The 19,097-nt window shown below is 70.9% G+C and carries 18 protein-coding genes; 10 read left to right on the top strand and 8 right to left on the bottom strand.

The features are described 5' to 3' along the window. Positions 1 to 91 precede the first annotated feature (91 nt). From AC5L3Z_RS04520 to AC5L3Z_RS04550, 7 genes are all read left to right on the top strand, one after another. Entirely contained in the window at positions 92 to 961 is an 870-nt protein-coding gene (locus AC5L3Z_RS04520) for a hypothetical protein (RefSeq protein ID WP_494839735.1), read from the top strand. Continuing rightward, entirely contained in the window at positions 928 to 1,812 is an 885-nt protein-coding gene (locus AC5L3Z_RS04525) for an SAM-dependent methyltransferase (RefSeq protein WP_494839736.1), read from the top strand. Before AC5L3Z_RS04520 ends, AC5L3Z_RS04525 begins: the two co-directional genes overlap by 34 nt. A gap of 582 nt (positions 1,813 to 2,394) precedes the next feature. Further along, a complete protein-coding gene (locus AC5L3Z_RS04530) occupies positions 2,395 to 2,520 on the top strand; it encodes an SHOCT domain-containing protein (protein ID WP_494839738.1) in 126 nt (41 codons plus the stop codon). A gap of 422 nt (positions 2,521 to 2,942) precedes the next feature. Next, a complete protein-coding gene (locus AC5L3Z_RS04535) occupies positions 2,943 to 3,341 on the top strand; it encodes a site-specific integrase (protein ID WP_494839739.1) in 399 nt (132 codons plus the stop codon). Between the two features lie 116 nt (positions 3,342 to 3,457). Next, entirely contained in the window at positions 3,458 to 4,030 is a 573-nt protein-coding gene (locus AC5L3Z_RS04540; protein WP_494839740.1) for an AAA family ATPase, read from the top strand. Positions 4,031 to 4,120: 90 nt separating this feature from the next. Further along, positions 4,121 to 5,455, top strand: coding sequence for a condensation domain-containing protein (locus tag AC5L3Z_RS04545; RefSeq protein WP_494839741.1), 1,335 nt, complete (start codon positions 4,121 to 4,123; stop codon positions 5,453 to 5,455). Next, entirely contained in the window at positions 5,452 to 6,858 is a 1,407-nt protein-coding gene (locus AC5L3Z_RS04550) for a condensation domain-containing protein (RefSeq protein ID WP_494839743.1), read from the top strand. The genes AC5L3Z_RS04545 and AC5L3Z_RS04550 overlap by 4 nt, the downstream gene beginning before the upstream one ends. 13 nt (positions 6,859 to 6,871) lie before the next feature. On the opposite strand, the gene AC5L3Z_RS04555 is transcribed toward AC5L3Z_RS04550, so the two are convergent. The 8 genes from AC5L3Z_RS04555 to AC5L3Z_RS04590 all read right to left on the bottom strand — a co-directional run bounded on the left by AC5L3Z_RS04555 (position 6,872) and on the right by AC5L3Z_RS04590 (position 15,334). Further along, entirely contained in the window at positions 6,872 to 8,089 is a 1,218-nt protein-coding gene (locus AC5L3Z_RS04555; protein WP_494839744.1) for an MFS transporter, read from the bottom strand. After that, positions 8,079 to 9,281: an LLM class flavin-dependent oxidoreductase gene (locus AC5L3Z_RS04560; protein ID WP_494839746.1), complete on the bottom strand. Its 1,203-nt coding sequence runs from the start codon at positions 9,279 to 9,281 to the stop codon at positions 8,079 to 8,081. The genes AC5L3Z_RS04555 and AC5L3Z_RS04560 overlap by 11 nt, the downstream gene beginning before the upstream one ends. A 34-nt stretch (positions 9,282 to 9,315) precedes the next feature. Next, positions 9,316 to 10,452, bottom strand: coding sequence for an acyl-CoA dehydrogenase family protein (locus AC5L3Z_RS04565; RefSeq protein WP_494839748.1), 1,137 nt, complete (start codon positions 10,450 to 10,452; stop codon positions 9,316 to 9,318). Then, positions 10,449 to 11,210 carry a class II aldolase/adducin family protein gene (locus AC5L3Z_RS04570; RefSeq protein WP_494839750.1) on the bottom strand — a complete coding sequence of 254 codons (762 nt, stop codon included), beginning with the start codon at positions 11,208 to 11,210 and terminating at the stop codon, positions 10,449 to 10,451. The genes AC5L3Z_RS04565 and AC5L3Z_RS04570 overlap by 4 nt, the downstream gene beginning before the upstream one ends. A gap of 5 nt (positions 11,211 to 11,215) precedes the next feature. After that, a complete protein-coding gene (locus tag AC5L3Z_RS04575; RefSeq protein WP_494839752.1) occupies positions 11,216 to 11,854 on the bottom strand; it encodes a dihydrodipicolinate reductase C-terminal domain-containing protein in 639 nt (212 codons plus the stop codon). A gap of 79 nt (positions 11,855 to 11,933) precedes the next feature. Continuing rightward, complete coding sequence (locus AC5L3Z_RS04580; protein WP_494839754.1) at positions 11,934 to 12,194, bottom strand: acyl carrier protein; 261 nt, start codon at positions 12,192 to 12,194, stop codon at positions 11,934 to 11,936. 13 nt (positions 12,195 to 12,207) lie between these two features. After that, a complete protein-coding gene (locus tag AC5L3Z_RS04585) occupies positions 12,208 to 13,728 on the bottom strand; it encodes a class I adenylate-forming enzyme family protein (RefSeq protein WP_494839756.1) in 1,521 nt (506 codons plus the stop codon). Between the two features lie 28 nt (positions 13,729 to 13,756). After that, complete coding sequence (locus AC5L3Z_RS04590; RefSeq protein WP_494839758.1) at positions 13,757 to 15,334, bottom strand: nitroreductase family protein; 1,578 nt, start codon at positions 15,332 to 15,334, stop codon at positions 13,757 to 13,759. 194 nt (positions 15,335 to 15,528) lie between these two features. Here AC5L3Z_RS04590 and AC5L3Z_RS04595 point away from each other — a divergent pair, with 194 nt between their 5' ends. The 3 genes from AC5L3Z_RS04595 to lanM all read left to right on the top strand — a co-directional run bounded on the left by AC5L3Z_RS04595 (position 15,529) and on the right by lanM (position 19,081). Then, entirely contained in the window at positions 15,529 to 15,696 is a 168-nt protein-coding gene (locus tag AC5L3Z_RS04595; protein ID WP_494839759.1) for a hypothetical protein, read from the top strand. A 109-nt stretch (positions 15,697 to 15,805) separates the two neighbouring features. Then, positions 15,806 to 15,940 (top strand): mersacidin/lichenicidin family type 2 lantibiotic, encoded by a 135-nt coding sequence (locus AC5L3Z_RS04600; protein WP_494839761.1) that lies wholly within the window; start codon positions 15,806 to 15,808, stop codon positions 15,938 to 15,940. Between the two features lie 30 nt (positions 15,941 to 15,970). Next, positions 15,971 to 19,081 (top strand): type 2 lanthipeptide synthetase LanM, encoded by a 3,111-nt coding sequence (gene lanM, locus AC5L3Z_RS04605; protein WP_494839763.1) that lies wholly within the window; start codon positions 15,971 to 15,973, stop codon positions 19,079 to 19,081. Positions 19,082 to 19,097 lie beyond the last annotated feature (16 nt).

Consider the following 19,097-nt stretch of genomic DNA (forward strand, 5'->3'; position numbering starts at 1 on the left):
CGCCGCGATTCCGCTCATGACGCCCCCCAAGCGTCCGCCATGCCGATGAGTGAATGCCCCGAAGGCCCATGGGGTGTGATGATCGGGAGCGATGAACAGCAGTGACGATTCTGCGTCGATGACTGTGGCACTGCGTCGGGTGGTGGTGCCGTCGCAGACTGTCGTGCTGGCCTGCGGCGGGTTTCTCGATCAGTGGGCCGACCTTGGGAAGCCGTTGTCGGCTCGTGCGATGCGGGCGGCGGATGCGGGCGGCGCCCACCTGCAGGACTGGCCCGCCGAGGCGGTCGCAGTGCCCGCTGGACCCGGAGCGTTGACGGTGACGGCGCGGACCCGGCCTGGTACATACGAGGCAATCGACACCATAGCCACGATTGAAATCGACCTGAACCTGCCGTGGTCGGCGGTGTCAGCTGGAGAGGAACCGGTGGTCCTGGGTGATCTGCCCGTGGACCCGTCCGGGATGGTCATCGGCGACGCGGTTGCGCTCGACTCATGGGTCGGCTTCCTGCCGACGGCGCGCAGTATTGACGGGTTAGCCGACCTGCGAATCTGGGGCAAAGGCGATGAGGAGGCCTGGGCGCACTTCGGCGCGCAACCGATTCCGGCCTTCCACACCAACCGCCTGCACGGCTGGTTGGATCTACCCGTCGAAGTCGCACACGAGCGAGCGGCGACGATCAACCGGTGGGCGGCCGCGCGGGGGCACTTCGCGCACATGGCATCCGTCGACCTACACAGCCATCACCATCTCGGAAGGCGAGTAGGCTGGCAGGATCCCCTCGGCGCCGGAGTAATCGAGGTAGCCAGCTGCCCGATCCTTTGTGTCGGCTGGGCACCGAGCGAACTTCAGCGATTCAAAGCAGGCAGGCCGTCTGGACAGGTATACCCGCTGACTCTGGAGCACGTCGCCGGCAAGGCCGTACTGCGGTGGAGCATCCCACCCGCCGCGACCGAGGTCTGACGAGTTCGGCAATCAGGCGGGCGCTGTACCTGCACGCTCATGCCGCCGACGGCGCGTGGCATGACAACCCGAGTGCGCGCGTCGACGGGATCATGTTGACTCTGGCGGTGGACCGTCAACAGCTCAGCAGCATCGCGCACTCGCACCATCCGATCGCGGCCCCGATCTTCGGGGTCAACCTCAACCGGCTCCTGCGCCGAGCGGGCCGCCAACCGGCGGCGCGGGTCCTCGATCTCGGGTGCGGAGAGGGATCCTGGGCACTGCAGGCCCTCGCTCACTACCCCGACGGGCATGCGGACGGCGTGGACGTCAGTCCGTACGCCCTCGAACGTGCCGCCAGCGCCGCGGCCGAACGCGGCCTCGCCGACCGGCTCACGCTGCACGAGCGCGACGCTCGGACGTACGTGCCTGACGGCGATTACGACTTGGTGCTGTGCGTCGGGTCCACGCACGCGTTCGACGGATTCGGCGAGACGCTGAAGCTGGCCGGTCGGCACGTAAATCCCGACGGCATCCTCATCGTCGGTGAGGGATTCTGGCAAGTCCCGCCGACCCCAGCGGCACTCGCAGCGCTCAACGCGAAGCCGGAGGAGTTCACCGACCTCGCCGGCCTGGTCGACGGTGCCGAGCAGGCCGGCTGGACGCCGGTGTACGCCCATGTCAGCGACGCCGCCGAGTGGGACGACTACGAATGGTCCTGGACCGGCTCGCTCACCGAGTGGGCGCTGGACAATCCGGGCCATCCGGACGCTGCCGAGGCACTCACCGTTGCCCGGGAGCACCGCGATCAATGGTTGCGCGGATACCGCAACATTCTGGGCTTCGTGACGCTGGTCCTACGCCGCATCTGATCGTGGTGCCGTTTCACTCTCATGCCGCAATCCACGCGCTACCAGGACGTTCTGCGTACCCGGCCTGCCGGCCGTGACCGTTTCAGTGTCCCACCGGAGGCTGCCCGATCGATGCGGATCACGGAGCCGGATGAGGCTCAAGAACTATTCCACTGCCTGTGCCCGAATCTGGGCACGTTGAGTCGTACGAGTTGGCAGGTTGATTCGTACGCCGACACCATCCCTTCCTGCGGTCGGTACGGCTGAGCTGTCCGTCGCGTGGCTTCACTGCCAGATCCGCGTCAGGTCGAGGGGTGTCCGCCAGAGCTGACAAGCGCCGGTTTGAGGGTGCGGAACATTTCCCGCAGCGCCGCATGAGGCACTGCGGGGTTCCGCCCGCCGCCGGGCCTCGAGATGGGGACTGATGCGAGCCGGGCGCCTTGGGTGCCGCGTCGTCTTGGTGCGCTGACACCTCACCGATACCCGCCACACCCGACAGGGAGGACGTGCTCCTCCCGAGGATCTGTCGCGGCTCGCTGATGCCCCTGCCTCTCGCGCCCGGCGGCGGCCCCTGACCGTCGTTTCGATGCTCCACTCCCTGGGATGGGGTGGGGCCGGCGTACGACGCCGGCCGGGCATGAGTCCGCACGCCGGGTCCTGAGCGAACGCTACGCGCGCGGCGAACTGGACACCGAGGAGTACCACCGGCGCCTGGATGCGCTGCGCTGATCGCCCGAGGGCCACCCTCGACGTGAGGGCGGCCCTCCGGCTGAGCCTTGCTCAGGCGGAAGGCGGCGGCCGGGTGATGGTGCGGTCCCCGGCGGTGTCAGATCGGTAGAGCCGTTCGGAGACGTGCGGCGGTGCGCCGCGTCGATCCCCTCCCCCGTGTCGACAACGGCCAGCCGCACACCGCCGCGGTCCTGGGCGGTGACGCTGACCCGCCCACCCGGGGAGTGTGCCGCAGTGCCTGGTCCAGCAGGTTGACCAGCACTTGGCCAATCCGCTCGCTGCCGACGTCCACCTCGCGGGTGAGCCGCCCTGAGTACTTCTCCCGCCAGTCCGGTTGAACGTCGATTTGTCCGGCGGCGGGCGCACGGAACAGCCGTGGTACCGCCGCCCGCCGTACCGGTCGCCCACCGCCGTCCGGCGAGGTGCTCACCAACCTCGATGAGCTGGTCGGCAACGCCTGTCGGGCAGATCAGTCAGGGCAGCCGGTCGGCGACCCGCCCAGCCCGCTCCCCCTGCCGGTCGCGCAGCTGCTCGGCTCCCTCGTCGCCGACCTCGACAAGCGCGACCGCGGTGACCGGTGGCTGTTCCCGGGGCGGCTGCCCGGTCAGCCCGTCGCCTACGCCACCGTGCACCGATGGCTGCGCGGGCTCGGAATCCCGCTCATCGAGGCCCGCGTCTCGGCGCTACGCCAGCTCGTGCTGCAAGCACCTTCCCCGGTCATCGCAGACGACCTCGGCTTCCACCAGACCACCACGGCCCGCCGGCACACCAACGCCGGCGGCACCTGGAACCGCTACCCTGACGCCCGCGACACCGAGTAGCAGAAGACCCTGTCGGGGTACTCGCACCGGACGAATACCCGACCCTGTCAGTCCTGGTCGCTCCGCGAACCGGGCACGGACGCCGTCCGGTTGCTCGCGCGCGTTGAATATGTCCCATGATCGTATGGCTCAACGGCACCCACGGCGCGGGCAAAACGACAACCAGTGCGCTCGTGCAGCAACTGATCCCGAACTCACGGGTGTTCGACGCCGAGAAGATCGGCGAGACACTCATGGACATCACGCCGGGGCTGCCCGCGACGGACAACTTCCAGCACTGGCCGCCGTGGCGGCAGCTCGTCGTCGAGACCGCCCGCCGCGTGCTCGACTACACCGGCGGCACGCTGGTGATGCCCATGACTGTCCTGGTCGAGCAGTACTGGCGCGAGATCAGCACAGGCCTCGCCCAACATGCCATCCCGGTGAGGCACTTCGTCCTCCACGCCGACCAGGACACCCTCCGCGGGCGGATCGAGGGGGCACACCCCGTCGCCTCCCCGTTCCGCCTCACGTACCTGGAGCCCTACGCCGAGGCGGCCCGCACGTGGCTACATGTCGAGGCCGAGGTCGTCGACACCACACACCTCACGCCGGCCCAGGCCGCCCTGCAGATCGCCCTCCGAGCTGCGCGCTCCCCCGCGTCCGGGCAGCGGAACCAGGGCGGCAATCCAGCGGAATCTTGCCCGTGAAGGTGCGACCGGGCCTGTCCGCGGCCGCCACCGGTGGGAGAACCTGGACCGGCCCCCGTCCGGCAACCCACGAAGGGTGGGCGCTCGAAGATGTCGCCGAGTATCGGCCTGCAAGGACTCGGTGCGCCGGAAGTGCGCGAAGAGCACGCCGAGCCAGCCGTAGCGGGAGACCTGTCGTTCGGCCAGCTCTCCATCTGGAGCAACATCGCGGGCCTGCCACGCGCCCGGTGGGCGGAGCCCAACATGTCGGCGGTCTGGCCGATGCCACCCGCAGTCACACCGGAGGCGGCCGTCGTCGCGCTACGGCGCGTGGCCGAGCGCCACGAATCCCTCCGGACCACGTACGTCCTGGACGACCCGCGGCGACCGCGACAGATCTGCCGGCCCTCCGTCGACGCCCTGGACGTGCGAGTCCTCGCCGGCGAGTCGGTGGACCCGGTCGCCTACTGCGCGGACCTGGGACGAGAGCCCTTCGACCTGAGGTCGGCGCCCGCGTGGCGAGCCCGCCTCCTGTGCGACGGCGGGCTCGTGACGCACATCGTGATCGCCCACCACCACATCCTCGCGGATGCCTGGGCCCAGGCGATCCTCCGCGAGGACCTCGGACTCGCGCTGGCCGATCCGGCCCGGTTCGACCGGCTTCCTCGCGCGAAGGGCCCGATCGCCCTGGCCGAGGAACAGCGGTCGGCGGCGGCACGAGCCAGGTGGGAGGCCACGGAACGGTACTGGACGAGGGCCGTGAGGCCTGCCGGCTCCGGCGACCCGCCGGCCGTCGCGGCGCCCGGCGATCCCGGACGAACGGAAGCCCTGCAAGCCAATCTGCGCACCGTACGCCTCAGGGCTTCCGCCGTCGCTGTGGCCGAGCGCAGCGGCGTGTCGGTCGGCAGCGTGCTACTGGCCGCGTACTCGATGGCCGTGGCGCAGGCACACCGCCTCAGCTCCGTACCGCTGCGCCTGGTGGCCTCCAACCGGTTTCGCGCGGCCTGGCGGGACTGCGTGACCTCGATGAACCAGTACGCCCCGCTGCGGGTGGACGTCCCGCACGACGCCGACCTCGCCTCGATGGCGGCACAGGTGCACCGTGGCAGCCTCAGCGCCTACCGGCACGGCATGTACCCACCACCGCTCGGTGCGCCGCCCGCCCGGCCGGGACAGCATGCCGGTACGGGCAATCCCGCCGCCTGGGGCTTCAACTACAGCAACACCCGCTCCCCCGAGGACCCCCTCTTCGCCGACGCCGACCCGCCGAACGTGCAGTGGGAGGTGCCGATGCACGCCTTCGGACCGCACGTCTACCTACGCGCCTTCGACGACGGAAGAAACACCTTCAACCTGCAGTTGCGAGCCCGGGGATACGACAGGGACCACCTTCCCGCCCTGCTGTGGCGCCTGCAGGAGCTGATCACCCTCGGCGCGGCACGATGAGTTCCGAATCGGTCGAGTTCGGCGGACCGGGCGATGGGCATGCCGTCGCCACCTGGGGGCAGCAGGCGTTCTGGGACGGCTTGCGTCGCTACAACGTCCACTCCTGGTACCGCAACGTCGCACCCGTCTGGCCGGTGCCGCCGGGCGTGTCCGTCAAGGACCTGCTCGACATGCTGGGGGCCACCGTCTCTCGCTACGGCGGGCTGCGCACGACGCTGGAGCCGGACGCCGACGGGCTGAGCCAGCGGGTACATCCGCGTGGCTGCTTCCCCGTGGAACTTGTCGAGGCGGGCGACGAACTGGAGGATGCGACCGTCGAAGTGGCGGCACGCCTGCGCGCACTGGACCTCGGCTCGCCGCAACGGCTGCCGTTCGCGGCCGCTGTCCTGACCCGGGGGGGACGCCCGGAGCGGCTCGTCTGCGCCCTGTCGAACCTGGCCGTCGACGCGTCCAGCGTCCGGATCCTGGCACGGCACCTGTTCGCGGACGGCCCGGCGGCCGCTCCGGCCCGCGCACCCTGGGAGCAGTCGGCACAGGAACGGCATCCCCGCTACCGCACGATGAGCGCCCGCGCGGTGGAGGCGTGGTGCGCCCAGTACAGCGACCGGAAACCCCCGCTGGCCGAACGCCTCCCACCGCAGCCGCAGGACACCGGAACATTCCCGGTCCCGGCCCCCGGCAGACAGGCCGTCCTGTCCTCAGCGGTCGCGGCCACCAGAGCCGAACAGTTGGCAGCCACGATCGGATCCCACCCGTCCACGGTGCTCCTCGCCGTCGTCGCGGCGGCAGCGGCCACGGTCACGTCGCGGCAGGACCTCCCGCTCCAGATCACCACGTCCAACCGGCACCTTCCGGGGACGGAGGAGTACGTGGGCGTGTTGTCGCAGTTCTCGCCCCTGACGATCGAGTTCGAGGGCGGCGAACCGTTCAGCGCATGGACCCGGCGGTTGCACCAACGGGCGCTGCGCGCGTACCGGAAGGCGCTCTGGGCTCCCGCGGAACTTGAGGCCGCGCTCGGGCTCCACGGTCGAACGGCAGAGGAGGTCCTCGGGGCGACCTTCACCTTCAACGACGTTCGTGGCAGTTGGCCGTCGATGCCGGCCGCCGCACCGGAGCCCGGACAGGAGTACGCCCTCCGTCGCCTGCAGTGGTGGCCGTACCAGGGGGGACGTTGTGCCTTGGCGGTCGCCGGAGATGCCGCGACGTTGCATTTCGCGGTGCGCGGTGACAGCCGGTACGTCACCGGGGGGACTGTGCTCGACCTCCTGCACACCGCCCACGCGCTTCTCCGCCTGGCGCATCGCGATCCGCAGGCCCCCCTGGCCGTGTTGATGTCCTCGACACCACCCCGCCGGGACGGCCTCCAGCTCGACGACCTCCGGACGAGCGCCCTCGGCTACTGATCCGGTCGGCTGGTCAGCGCCGACGGCGCACGGCAGTGGCGACGAGCCCGCACACCACGACAGCCGACAGAACGGCCGTGAGGAGGTTCGCGGCCTGCCAGCCGAGGTGGGCGAAGACGGCCGCCGCGGAGAGGGAGGCGGTGGCGCCGAGGAGCCCCACCGAGGCCTCGACCGTGCCCTGCACGCGGCCGCCCTGGCCCTGTGGGTACGACCGCACGACGTGGGTACTGCCGGCCACATAGAGCAGGTTCCAGCCGGCGCCGACGAGAGCCAGCGAAACGGTGAACTCCAGCAATCCGGTACCCAGCACACCGACGGCGCCTCCGGCCAGCAGCACGGCGGCGCCGGCGATGCCGGTGCGCTCCGGGCCCCACCGTGTGGTCATGCGGCCGCTGACCAGCGAAGGAGCGAACATGCCGACCATGTGCCACTGCAGCATCAGAGCCGCGTCGGCGAGCGAATGACCCGCGTGGTGACTGCTGATGGGCCCCATCGCCATGAGCATCGTCATCACCACCGAGGCCAGCCCCAGGAGGACGACGGCCATGCGGAAGTCGTACGTGCGGGACGCGATCCGTACCGGCACCGCCTCGCCGGCGGGCAGGCCGGCCCTGGCATCGCGGGTCCCGGGCGGAATCATCAGAACCAGGACCACCACACCGGCGGCGAGCAGGGAGACGAGAAGGTACGAGCCGGCGAATTCGTCGTCGAGGAGTCCACTGGCGTTCGTCGCCGCCCAGGGACCGACCAGGGCGGCGAACAGCCCGCCGGAGAGCACTGTGCTCACGGCCAGCGCCTTCTGGTCGGGTGCGACCCGATCGACGGCGAGGTACCGGAAGTATCCGCCTGTCGCCTTGTAGACGCCGACCACCGCGGTGCCGGCGCACAGCCATGCGAACGAATGCGTCACGGTGGCATAGGCGGAGAACAACCCACCCACGACGGCGGCGACCGCTCCGTACAGCAACACCTGACGGTGGCCCCAGCGCGTGCTCAGGACACCAGCTGGATAGGACAGACCGGTGGCGACCACCGTCATGATGGTCAGCGGCATGGTGGCCAGGGCGACCGTCGGCGCCAGGTGCAGACCGACGATTCCGGTCAGGGTGAGATCGACGGCCAGACCCACGTAGTACAGGAACTGGCAGGCGCTGAGAATCCACAGGACCCGGCTCGACCGCCGACGACGCGGCCGGCTCTCTGGCTTCGCGACCAACAGGTCATCTGCCAACAGGGCCGCCCTCTTCCTGCGATCCGGCGTCGATCCGGCCGGCCGCCAGACGGGCGGCGTTCTGGGCATCCTGGAACTGTTGCCGGCGCGCCGCCGCCCACGCGTTGCTGGCGAGCAGCCCAGCGGTCGAGCGCCGGAAATGGGGTGCTACGAAGCGAGCGAACAGGTCGAGGCTGCGCCGCACCCGGTCCGGCGCCGCCCAGTCCATGATCGAGAGAAGAAGCGTTCCGAAGCCGCCGCTCAGCTCCCACAGTCGTTCGATGCCGGCGATGCATTCCTGGACGTCTCCGGCGATGATCCCGCCGGCCTCGACGGTGGCTTCGAACGCCTTCCGAGCGCCGACGTCGGTGGTGCTCATCGGCATCCCCATCGTCGCCACCCAGAGCTCTCGCCGCTGCCGCAACCATCCCTCGAAGAGGTCCTCCAGGGCTTCGTGCCGGCTGTTCGCCACATGCACCGGCAGGAGCAGCCGCCAGCCCCGCCGGGAGGCCTCGTGACCGGCCGCGGTCGCCGCGGCCTCCAGGTGACCCCACTGCTCGGGCAGGCGTTCGATCATCAGGCCCTGCCCGGGGCGCACCATGCCCCAGGGCGGTGCGACGTACGACAACGCGTCCACGCCCGTCCGGCCGGCCAGCCGCATGCCGAACGGCGACATCGCGCTCGCCACGGCGGCCGGGACACCGGTCGGCTCGAACGGTACGAGCTGCAGGCGCGCGTCGTGAAGCTGGAACCAGTCGCTGCTCCGGGAGACCGTCTCCCCCCGCAACAGAGCCAGCACCACCTCGAGCGACTCCTCGGTGCGCCGCCGGGTGTCCTGCGGATCGACCCCCAGCATGTGCATGTCGGACGGTACTGATCCGGCGCCCACGCCGAGCAGGAACCGCCCACGGGTCAGGTTGTCGAGCTGCATCGCCCGCTCGGCCACCATGAACGGGTGGTGGTACGGGAGCGTCATGACGCCGGTCGCGAGTTTTATGCGGCGCGTTCGCTCCGCCGCGGCGGCGATGAACAACTCCGGCGCGGTGATGGTGCCCCAGCCCGCCGAGTGGTGTTCCCCCACCCAGAATTCGTCGAAATTGAGTTCATCGGCGAGTTGCGCGAGGCCGAGGTCGCGCTGCAGCAGCAGGTGCGGATCCTCCCCTGGCGGATGGAGCGGCGAGATGAAACAGCCGAAGCGGATTCTTTCGTGCATCGGTTCCCTTTCCGGCGCCGACTGGCAGGCCTTTTCAGAGGCTGTCGGCAATGACGACGCGCTGGATCTGGTTGGTTCCCTCGATGATTTGAAGCAGCTTGGCCTCGCGCATCCATCGCTCCACCGGATGGTCCCGGGTGCACCCGGCACCGCCGAGAATCTGCACCGCATCCGTGGTGACACGCATCGCCGTGTCGGTCGCGAAGAGCTTGCACTTCGCGACCTCGGCGGAGAGGTCCGCGCCGGCGTCCTTCATCCGGGCGACGGCGAGGAGCAAGGCCCGGGCCGCCGCGACCTGCGTGGCCATGTCGGCGAGCAGGAACGAGACCCCCTGGAACGACATGATGGTGGTGCCGAACTGCGAACGTTGCCGGGCGTAGGCGCAGGCATGGTCGAGGGCCGCCTGCGCCAGGCCGACAGCGCAGGCCGAAATGCCAAGCCGTCCGTGGTCGAAGGTGGAGGCAGCCACCAGCATGCCGCGGTTACGCCGGCCGAGGAGCCGGTCTCCGCGCACCCGCACCTGGTCGAAGGTCACCTGGGCGGTGGGCAGCGCCCGTACGCCCATCTTGCGCTCCGGCGTGGCCGGGTACACGCCGTCGGCCGAGGCGTCGACCAGCAGGCAGGAGATTCCCCCCGCGCCCGCCATGCCGGTCCGGCAGTAGACGCTGTAGACGTCGGCCACCCCACCATGGGTCACCCAGGACTTGGTGCCGGTGACGACGTAGTCGTCGCCGTCGCGCCGTGCGCTGGTCCGCAGCGCGGCCAGGTCCGAGCCGGCCTCCGCCTCCGACATGCAGGTCGCGGCCAGGACGTCCCCCGCGAGCATGCCGGGCAGGACCGCGTCGCGTACGGCAGGAGCGGCGAAGGCGGCGACCGCCTGGCAGCCGAGCACGTGCACGTGCACGGACTCCGCCACGGCCAGCCAGCGGTAGGCCAGACGCTCCAGCACCTGCACGTAGAACTCGTAGGACTGCCCCGCTCCGCCGTACTCCTCGGGGAAGACCGCGCCGAGGATGCCGAGCTTGCCCAGGGACCTGACCAGGTCGACCGGGTACTCGCCGGCCTCCTCCGCGGCGGCGGCCCTCGGCGCGAGCTCCTCGTCGGCGATCCTCGCCACCAGCTCGAACAGCTCCGCCTCGGCCTCGCTGCGAAAGCCACGTGTCAGTGTCATCGGCGGCTCACCGTCGCGATGCCGGCCCACTCCGCGGTCTCTGGCCATGTTCTGCGCACCTGGCTGACGCAGTGGTCCCAGTACGACCGGATGGACAGGTCGCTGTAGATGAAGTCGCGCTTGCCGTCGATGTCCTCGGCGCTGGAGCTGTGATATCCGGAGGGCACTCGCTCGGCGAGGAGTTGCAGCCGGCAGGCCCGCTCAAGGAGGTGCGCCGCGACGGTGGCGTGCCGGATCGACCTGCCGACGACGAGTCCGCCGTGGTTACGCAGCAGGAGGGCCGGATCGGCGCAGAGCGTCTTCGCCACGGCCTGGGCGGTCGGCGCGTCCAGGATGGTGTTGCTCGTCAGTTCGAACCGGCCGACGCGTCCCTCGAAGTAGGCGCCGTCGTGCGACACCGCACGGACATCGAGGTCGGTCGCCCCGAAGACCAGCGTGTACGGCGCATGGGTATGGACGACCGCGTTCACGTCCGGCCGCTCCGCGTACACCGCCTGATGCAGCGCGATCTCCGGAGGGGACAGTGCGGGGACGGCCGCGGCCAGGTCGATCGGCGCGACGATCACGTCGGCTGGCCCGCACTCGTCGAAGCCGGTGAGCGCTCCCTTGATCAGCATGACGTCCGAGCCGGGCAGCCGAGCTGAGACCTGTCCCTGGTTGAAGTCGTCGTGGCCCCCGAGAGACAGTGATCGCGCCGCGATCGCGACCTGCAGCCGCAAACGCTCGGCGGCCGGGGGCAGCGTGGCTGGGTCCCGCACTTCCATCACACTCCAGGGGTGAGATGCGCGTCCGGCTCGCAGAAGATGCGGTCGAACAACTCGCTGATGGTGACCAGTCCCGGCGGCGCCTGGTGCGCCCACTTCGCCGCCAGGAGGGCCCCGAACGCCGCGGCCCCCAGGTCGCGGACCTCGTGCTCGAGCACGAGCGCTTCGTACTCGAGGGTGAGATCCACCCGGTGCTGGCTCACGGGATGCCCCGCCCGGTAGGACGCCACGTCGTCCACGGGCACGTCCGTCGCCGCGGTCCAGTGACGGGCGAGGGCCTGCGCCGTCGCGGACGGACGATCGGCTTTGGCCGGCGTGTGCCGTTCCAGCACGCTCACCAGGGGCCGCTCAGGCAGCCGGTGGGAGATCCGGCCGGCGATCCGGAGCAGGTGGCTCTGCAGCCAGTGCCCCACCGAAAGGTTGACCGCACGGACGACGGCGACCTCCTCGGCCAGGCCGGTCAGCAACTCGGTCGCCTCGGCCGGCAGGTCCGAGGCGCAGACCACCAGCGCCGCGCCGTCCCGCCGGCACAGCGCCACCGTCCGGGGCAGCACCGCGCCCCGGCTGGCGTCGATCACCACGGTGACTCCGGCCGGCTCCGGCCACGACCCGCGGTGCACCGCGAACGGGACCGGCACGCCGCACCCTTCGCTCGCGGTCAGGATCCGTGATCCCAGCCTGCCGGTCGCCCCGACGATTCCCAGCCGGAGCGGACCCTCACGCATCTGCCATGCTCTCCGCAGCCACGTAGGCGGCGATCCCGCGCACCGTGCCGAGCTGGTCGCCCGCCTCCTCGAGGTCCAGGTACACGCCGAACTCCGTCTCGATGGAGTCGATGAGACGCAGGTACGCCAGCGAGGTCAGGCCGGCATCGGCCAACGAGACGTCACCGGCGAGAAGGTCCGGACCGGCCACCGTACCGTCGCTCGCGGCGACAACGATCGTGACGATACGGTCGAGCAGGTTGCTGCCATTCATATCGCTTCTCCTCCTACCTGGGCTGAAGGTCACCGGTACCTGGACCGGGTTGGGACGCGTGGCGCTCGCGGTGCTCCAGTGCCAGGGCACGGAGCACGCTCATGCGGGGTTTGCCGAGACTCGTCAGCGGCAGGCTGGGCAGCACCAGGAAGCGCTCCGGAACTTTGTACGGCGCGAGCCTGGTCCTGCAGTGGGCACGTAGCCCTTCGGCTCGGTCAGCCACCGGACCGGTCACCGCGGCGACCAGCATCGGGCCCGTCTCCGCCCGGTCCACGGTGAAGACCACCGCCGCCGCCACGCCCGGCGCCGACTCCAGCACGGAACGGACCTCGGCCGGGTCGATCTTCCGGCCGCCGATGTTGATTCCCTTGCCGCCACGGCCCAGGAGGAACAGGCGCCCGGCACGGAACTGGCCGACGTCGTCGGTGCGGTAGAGCCCGTCGTCGCCGACACGGCGTTCCAGACCGCCGGGCACATTGAGGTACCGGGTTCCCATCGAGCTGCTGCTCACCAGCAGTTCGCCCGGCCCGTCACCACCGCCGGCCGGGTCGGCGACGACGATCCGCACCCCGGGCAGCGGACGACCCAGGCCCTCGTCGGCGGCGGGTTCGGGGTCGAACGTGAGGGGACCGGTCTCCGCGATCCCGTAGTAGTTGCAGACGGCCAAGCCATACCGGGCGCGCACGGCCGCCCTGACCTCCGCCGACAGCGGCGCCGCCGAGGAGAGCGCCACCCGCAGGCCGGCCATCTCCGGGAGATCGGCGTCGCGCCGCAGCAACGATTCGTAGAGCGCCGGAAATCCCGTCAGCCGCGTCGGCCTCAGTTCCCGCAGGAAGCGGGCGACCTGCCCGGCGCTCGGCAGGCCGGCCGGCAGCCAGAGCGAGGCGCCGGCCAGCAGCGCCGGCAGCAGGGAGGTGTTGAAGGCCAGCCCGTTGAACAGGCCCGCGAAGCACAGGATGCGGTCGTCGGAGGCGGTTCCCGACGCGGCGTTCCAGGCCCGCGCGGCGCTGAGCACCGCGTTCCCGGAGAACTCGATGCAGTTCGGCACGCCGGTCGATCCGGAGGTGAACCGGCAGACCTCGGTGTCCGGGTGCAGGGGCGGCGGAGGCAGGTCGCTACCCGATGGAAGGGCGGTGATGCTCAGGGCTCCGGAATGATGGAGCAGCCGGGCGCCTTCGATGTCCCGCGGGCGGTCGTGCATCAGGAGGGTGCTGCCGCACGACGCAGCGATGGCGGCGACTTCGTGGGAGGTGAGCAGCGGGTCGAGCAGGAACGGCACCGCGCCGGCCCGGAGGCAGCCCAGGTACGCGGTCACGTACCACTTCGAGTTGCCGGCGCAGATCATCACCCTGGGTGGGCCGCTGCCGGGCCGCGCGGTGGCGTGGCTACGCCAGGCCCGGACGAGACCGGCGGCGAACTCGTCGGCTGCGGCGCCGAGCTCCGCGTACGTGAGAGCGCCGCGCGAATCCCCCACCGCGAGCCGACCCCGATGGCATGCGATCTGTTCGTCGATCACTTCACGCAGCACACCCATGGAGGCGTCCTTCCTGACCGGTCCCGCCCTATTCGCCGTGGGCATAGGCGAGTTCCGTGCGGTCGTACTTCGGGGACTCGGATCTGTCCCGGCCGAGCGCCAGCAGGTACAGCACCTCTTCCTCACCGGTGAGCCCGGCGAGCCGCCGCCAGTCCGGAACGCTGTGGCCACCCACCGCGGTGACCGCGGCGCCACTGCCGGCCGCGCCGAGGTACAGCAGGTGGGCGATCGCCGCCGCGCGGTACACCGCGTCCCGCATCTTCTGCCCGTCGTCGTCCGCCAGCATCTGCCGGCGATCGACGTGGCACAGCAGGAAGGCATGGGCAGCGCTGAGGTGCTGCTGCCCCATGCAGGCCCGGGTGACCGTGCTCCTCTCGGTGAGCTGGTCGGTGACGGCCAGCCGGACGCCGTACGGTGCCAAGATCTTCCGGCAGGACTCGGCGAACGGGCCCGGCGCGACAACGAGGGTCATCCCGGCCGGCCCGGCGTGCGGTGGCAGATCCGTCGGCAACGCGGTGCTCAGCACGCTGAACGTCCCGGACACGGATTCGGCGGAGGGGGGCTTCTCAGAGAAGTCCTTGCAGGAACGGCGGCGGCGTGCCAGCTCCCGCCAGGCGCCCGCCTGGATCGGCCGGAACGGCCCGGGCACCGCCGGCTCGATCAGCCGTCCGGCCGCCACCGGTGCGGGAGCGCCGGTACCGCGCACGAGCTCCCGGGGTATGCCGGTCCAGCAGTGCCGTTCCATCTCGCGCTGCTCGTCCACGGCATCGAGCGGGCGATGGAACGTCGACCACGGGCGTTCGGCACTCCGCGTCCGCGGGCCGCTGATCGAGATGACCGAATGCAACTCTCGGTACGGGAGCACCGGCGTCAGCACCTCACCGATCGCGTCACGAGGCGCACGCAGGCGCAGTTCGGCCTCGCCCTCCTCGAGCGCGGTGCCCAAGAGGTTCGTGGCGACGTGCCCGGCGTCGAGCTGGGCGTACAGATAGCCGCGTGGTCCGTACTTGCGCATGGAGAGCCAGGGCCGGGACAGCACGAGGACGTCCGCGGCGACCGGCGCACCCGCCACCTGGTCCCACGGGAGCAGGCGTGCCACCCGCGCCCCGCTGCCCGGAAGCAGAACGGCCGCACGGCGCAGGAGATCGAGGTGGAAGAGCCTCGGCTCCCCCACCGCCGGGCCACGCAGCAGCAGGGCCAGGTCGTACGGGAAGATGGCACCGGCGGAGGGAACGCAGCGCTTCAATCCCGCTTCGCGGAAGACGGCCGGTTCCACCACCCGGATCGCGTCGCGCACTTCTCGGGCGTACTGGGGTGCGGCCACCGGCGGCGACGCCGGCCGCAGGTCGGTCATCCACTGCCAGGCCCGCGACATCGACTGGTCATCGGCCCGGCGGAATCGGGCCGACCGCACGGTGAGAGCATCAACACGCATTCGATTGCCCATCTGTCGCGCTCCTCGACGGAAATTCACGACCCACGCCATATCGCGCTTCCCCGAAGACCACTCCCGCTCGGAAGATGCAAAGATCATATGCCAGTCGGTAAATGTCCACGAGGAATCTCGGCGGCAGATCACCGGAACCTGCAACTTCCGCTCCGGCACTTCTCGGAGCCCGGCGAAGTAGCGCGTGTCCGCGGCGGTAGCGATGCGGCAGGAATTCCTACAAGAATCGCCTTGCTTCCTTTTTCGTATTGACGACGACAGAATCGGGGGCTAGAACGTCAGTGATCGACTGCGATTGCCGGACGAGGCAACCGCGGCGATCACCGAAGCCCCTGTGACAGGAGGTCACCATCATGAAGAAGTACGTCGCGCGCGCCACGGCGGCCGGCTCCCGCGAGACCAGCGTCCTCACGGAGACCAGCGTGCTCAAGGAGACGAGCGTCCACCGTGAGACCAGCGTCCTGAACGAGACCAGCGTCCTGGCCGAGACCAGCGTCCTCAAGGAGACCAGCGTTCTCTGATCGGGGACGTCCCGAAAGGACCGGGTGTGCCGGTGTGGGCAGAGGCCGCACCGGCACACCCGCTGTGCCGGCACTCACGGTCGTTCCACCTCCACCAGGAGCAGACAAGGTGCAGCCCACGGAGCAGATCATCCGAGCCTGGCGTGATTCGGTCTACCGAGCCCAGCTGACCGAGGACGAACGCCGGGACCTTCCGCCCAGCCCGGTGGGGGTGCCCGAGGTGGACGAGCTGCCCGACGACTGAACGGGCGCGCCGCCTCAGGGGAGGAGAAAGGTGCTCGACGACCTTCGGGGTGACGTCCGATGGTGGCGCGGGATCGCCACCCGAGACCGGAGAGCCACCCGGCCTGTCCTCGATGCGGCCGAACTCGACCGGGGACGTCTCCGGTTACGGCTGTGGCGCGAGGGCAGGATCGTCCGGGGACTCACCGGGCTGCCCGAGGACACGATCGAGACCTTCGACGATCTGGTCGCCCTGGCCGGCGAATCGGCCCCGGCCCTCCGCCGGCGCCTGCCGGATCCCCCGGAGTGGCTGGCCACCATCGCCGAGGCTTGGCAACGGTTCGCCGCCCCGCCGGTAACGACCACGGCGTCCGTCGACGGCCCGCCCGACCATGCACTGCTCGCCTGGGTGGAGCCGCTGCTCACGTGGGCGAGGCAGCAGGCTCGGGACGTGGTGGAGAAACTGTTCGACGATCCGCGGCAGCTCACCGACGAGCACCCGGTCCTGGCCCCGGACCGGGATCGGGTCCTGTCCATGATCAAGCAGGTCCTCGTCCTGGAGTTCCACGTGGCCCGGTTGCGGGGACGAGCCTCCGGCACGACGTCGCGCGAACGCTTCGCCTCCTTCATCACGGAGCTGAGCGATCCGGTACGCGGCCTGGACCTGCTGGCGGACTATCCGGTCCTCGCCCGGGAACTGGTGTTCTGGGCTCGCTCCTGGATCGACGCCCGGGTCGAGCTAGCTCAGCGGCTGACGGCCGACGCCGCAAGGCTGCACGCGGCCTTCGGAGCGCCGGCCGGCGGGCTGGCTGCGGTACGGGACATCCGGTTCGGGGCGGGCGACGCGCACCGCGGCGGGCGCTCCGTGGCCCTCGTGACGTATGAAGACGGCTCCAAGGTCGTGTACAAACCGCGCAGCCTCGCGGTCGACCGGCACGTCAACAACTTGATCGACTGGTTGAACGAGCGCGGCCTGCGGCCCCCGCTACGCCCGGTGGAGGTGATCGACCGCGGCAAGTACGGGTGGTGCCGGCACGTCGACCCCGCTCCGTGCCGGGACCGGGCGCAGCTCGAGCGTTTCTACCGGCGACAGGGCGCCCACCTGGCGCTGATCCATCTCCTCCGGGGCTACGACATGCACGCCTGGAACGTCATCGCGGAGGGCGAGCATCCCGCGTACATCGACGTGGAAGCCCTGTTCCACGCCGAGCCGCATCCACCGGACGGCGTCCCGGTGGAACGGAGCGTCGCCGGCCAGGCGCTCGCCGAAGGTGTGCTCACCACCCAGGTCCTGCCCAGGGTCATCACCGAGGCGGCGCCGGGCGAGCGCCGCCCGCTGGGCACCGGAGCACTGGCGGGCGGCGTGAATCGCGGCGACCTGGCGATCCACCCGACGGTGTGCCTCGTCGACGCCGGCGGTGACCGGATGCGCATCACCCGCGGGCCGGAACCGGCCGAGCCCTCCCGCAACCGTCCTGAACTGCTGGGCGTGGCCGGGGAGCCGCCGGTCCTGGTCGACGCGGTGCTGGCCGGCTTCCGGAGCACCTATCGGCTTCTCCGGCGCCACCGCACCGCGCTGTCGCACCGGGACGGCCCCCTCGCCGCGTTCGAAGGCGCCGACGTACGGGTGGTCCTGCGCAACACCCGCTTCTACGTGGGTCTCCTGGATCGCTCGTGGCACCCCGATCTGCTCCGCGACGCCTTCGACCGGGACCTGTTCCTGCGGCGGCTGGGCACCGGCAACCGCCCGCACCGCGGCTCGGACGAGATCCTCGCCAGCGAGCTACGCCAGATCGACCGCCGCGACATACCGGCCTTCCACACGACCTGCGGCAGCAGGAACCTCTACGACGACGGCGGCCTCGTGGTGGCGGACTTCCGGGCCCGCAGTGGCCTGGCCGCGGTACTGTCGCGGCTCGCCGCCTTCTCCGAGCCGGATCTGCACCAGCAGACCTGGCTCCTCCGGGCCTCCCTCTGCACCCTCCTGTCCCCGCCCCGGCGAACCGTACCGGCCCTGACGTCGCACCGGCCGGATCCCGCTCGGGCGCTCGCGGCGGCGTGCCGGATCGGCGACCGGTTGATCGCCACCGCGCTGCGCGACCCGGCGGACGGCAGCATCGAGTGGCTGTCCCTCGACCGCGTCGAACCACGGCGCTGGGCCGTGACAGCGGCTTCGCTCGGTCTTCACTCCGGCGTCAGCGGGATCATCCTGTTCCTGGCCGAGCTGGGGGCCGTCAGCGGCGTGGCCCGCTACCGGGAGCTGGCTGAGGAGGCGGTGGAAGGGCTCGTCGGCCCGGGGCGGATACCGTCGGTCCACGAGCTGCGGTGCCTGTCCGTCGGCGCCTACCAGGATCTCGGCGGGCTGATGAACCTGCTGCTCCGGCTCGCGGAGCTGTGGGCCGCGCCAGCGTTGCTGGATCGGGCGCAGGAGCTCGCCGCCGCCGTCGCGGCGAACCTCGCCACCTGCCGGCGCCTCGACCTCCTCGACGGGATCGCCGGCGCGGCCCTGACGAGTGCCCGGCTGCACCGAGTCCGCCCAGGACCGGTCACCGCCGAGATCATGACAGCCGCGGCCGCTCAGCTGACCGCCGCCCTCGCCCGCCACGCCCCGGACGGTGAACAGTCGCCCATGGGGCGGCCGTGCGTGGCGGCCGGCCTGGCGTACGCCCTTGCCCAGGTGGCCGAGGTGACGGGCCGCGAAGAAGACCGGGAACCGTCGATCCAGGCACTGTCCGTGCTGTCCGGTGCGCGGCACGACGCGGCCGCGTGGCGCACCGACGCGGTGGGAGCGGGGGTGGCCGTCGCGGCGGTGGCGTCCCTCCGGGTCCTGGCGCCGGCGGCGGAGCTCCTTCAGGCGATCCTCCGCCGAGCGACCGCTCACGCTTCCGGCGGCGTCGCGGATGATTCGCTGGGTCAGGGCGGCCTGGGACGGGCGGAGCTGTTCTCCACGGCGGGGGCAGTCCTCGGTGAGGCGCGGTGGACGGAGGCCGCCGACCGATGGCTGTCGCGGGCGGCCGATCGCGTGACGTCCGGCCGCATCGTCACTGCCGTGCCCGGCGGGGTGTGGACGCCGGGTCTGCTCCTGGGCGCTTCGGGTATCGGGCACGGCCTGCTGCGAGCTGCGGCACCCGGGATCGTCCCGAGCGTCCTGGCACTGCCCTGAGGGCGCGGGGCGCGAC

Source organism: Micromonospora sp. LZ37, assembly GCF_059359015.1.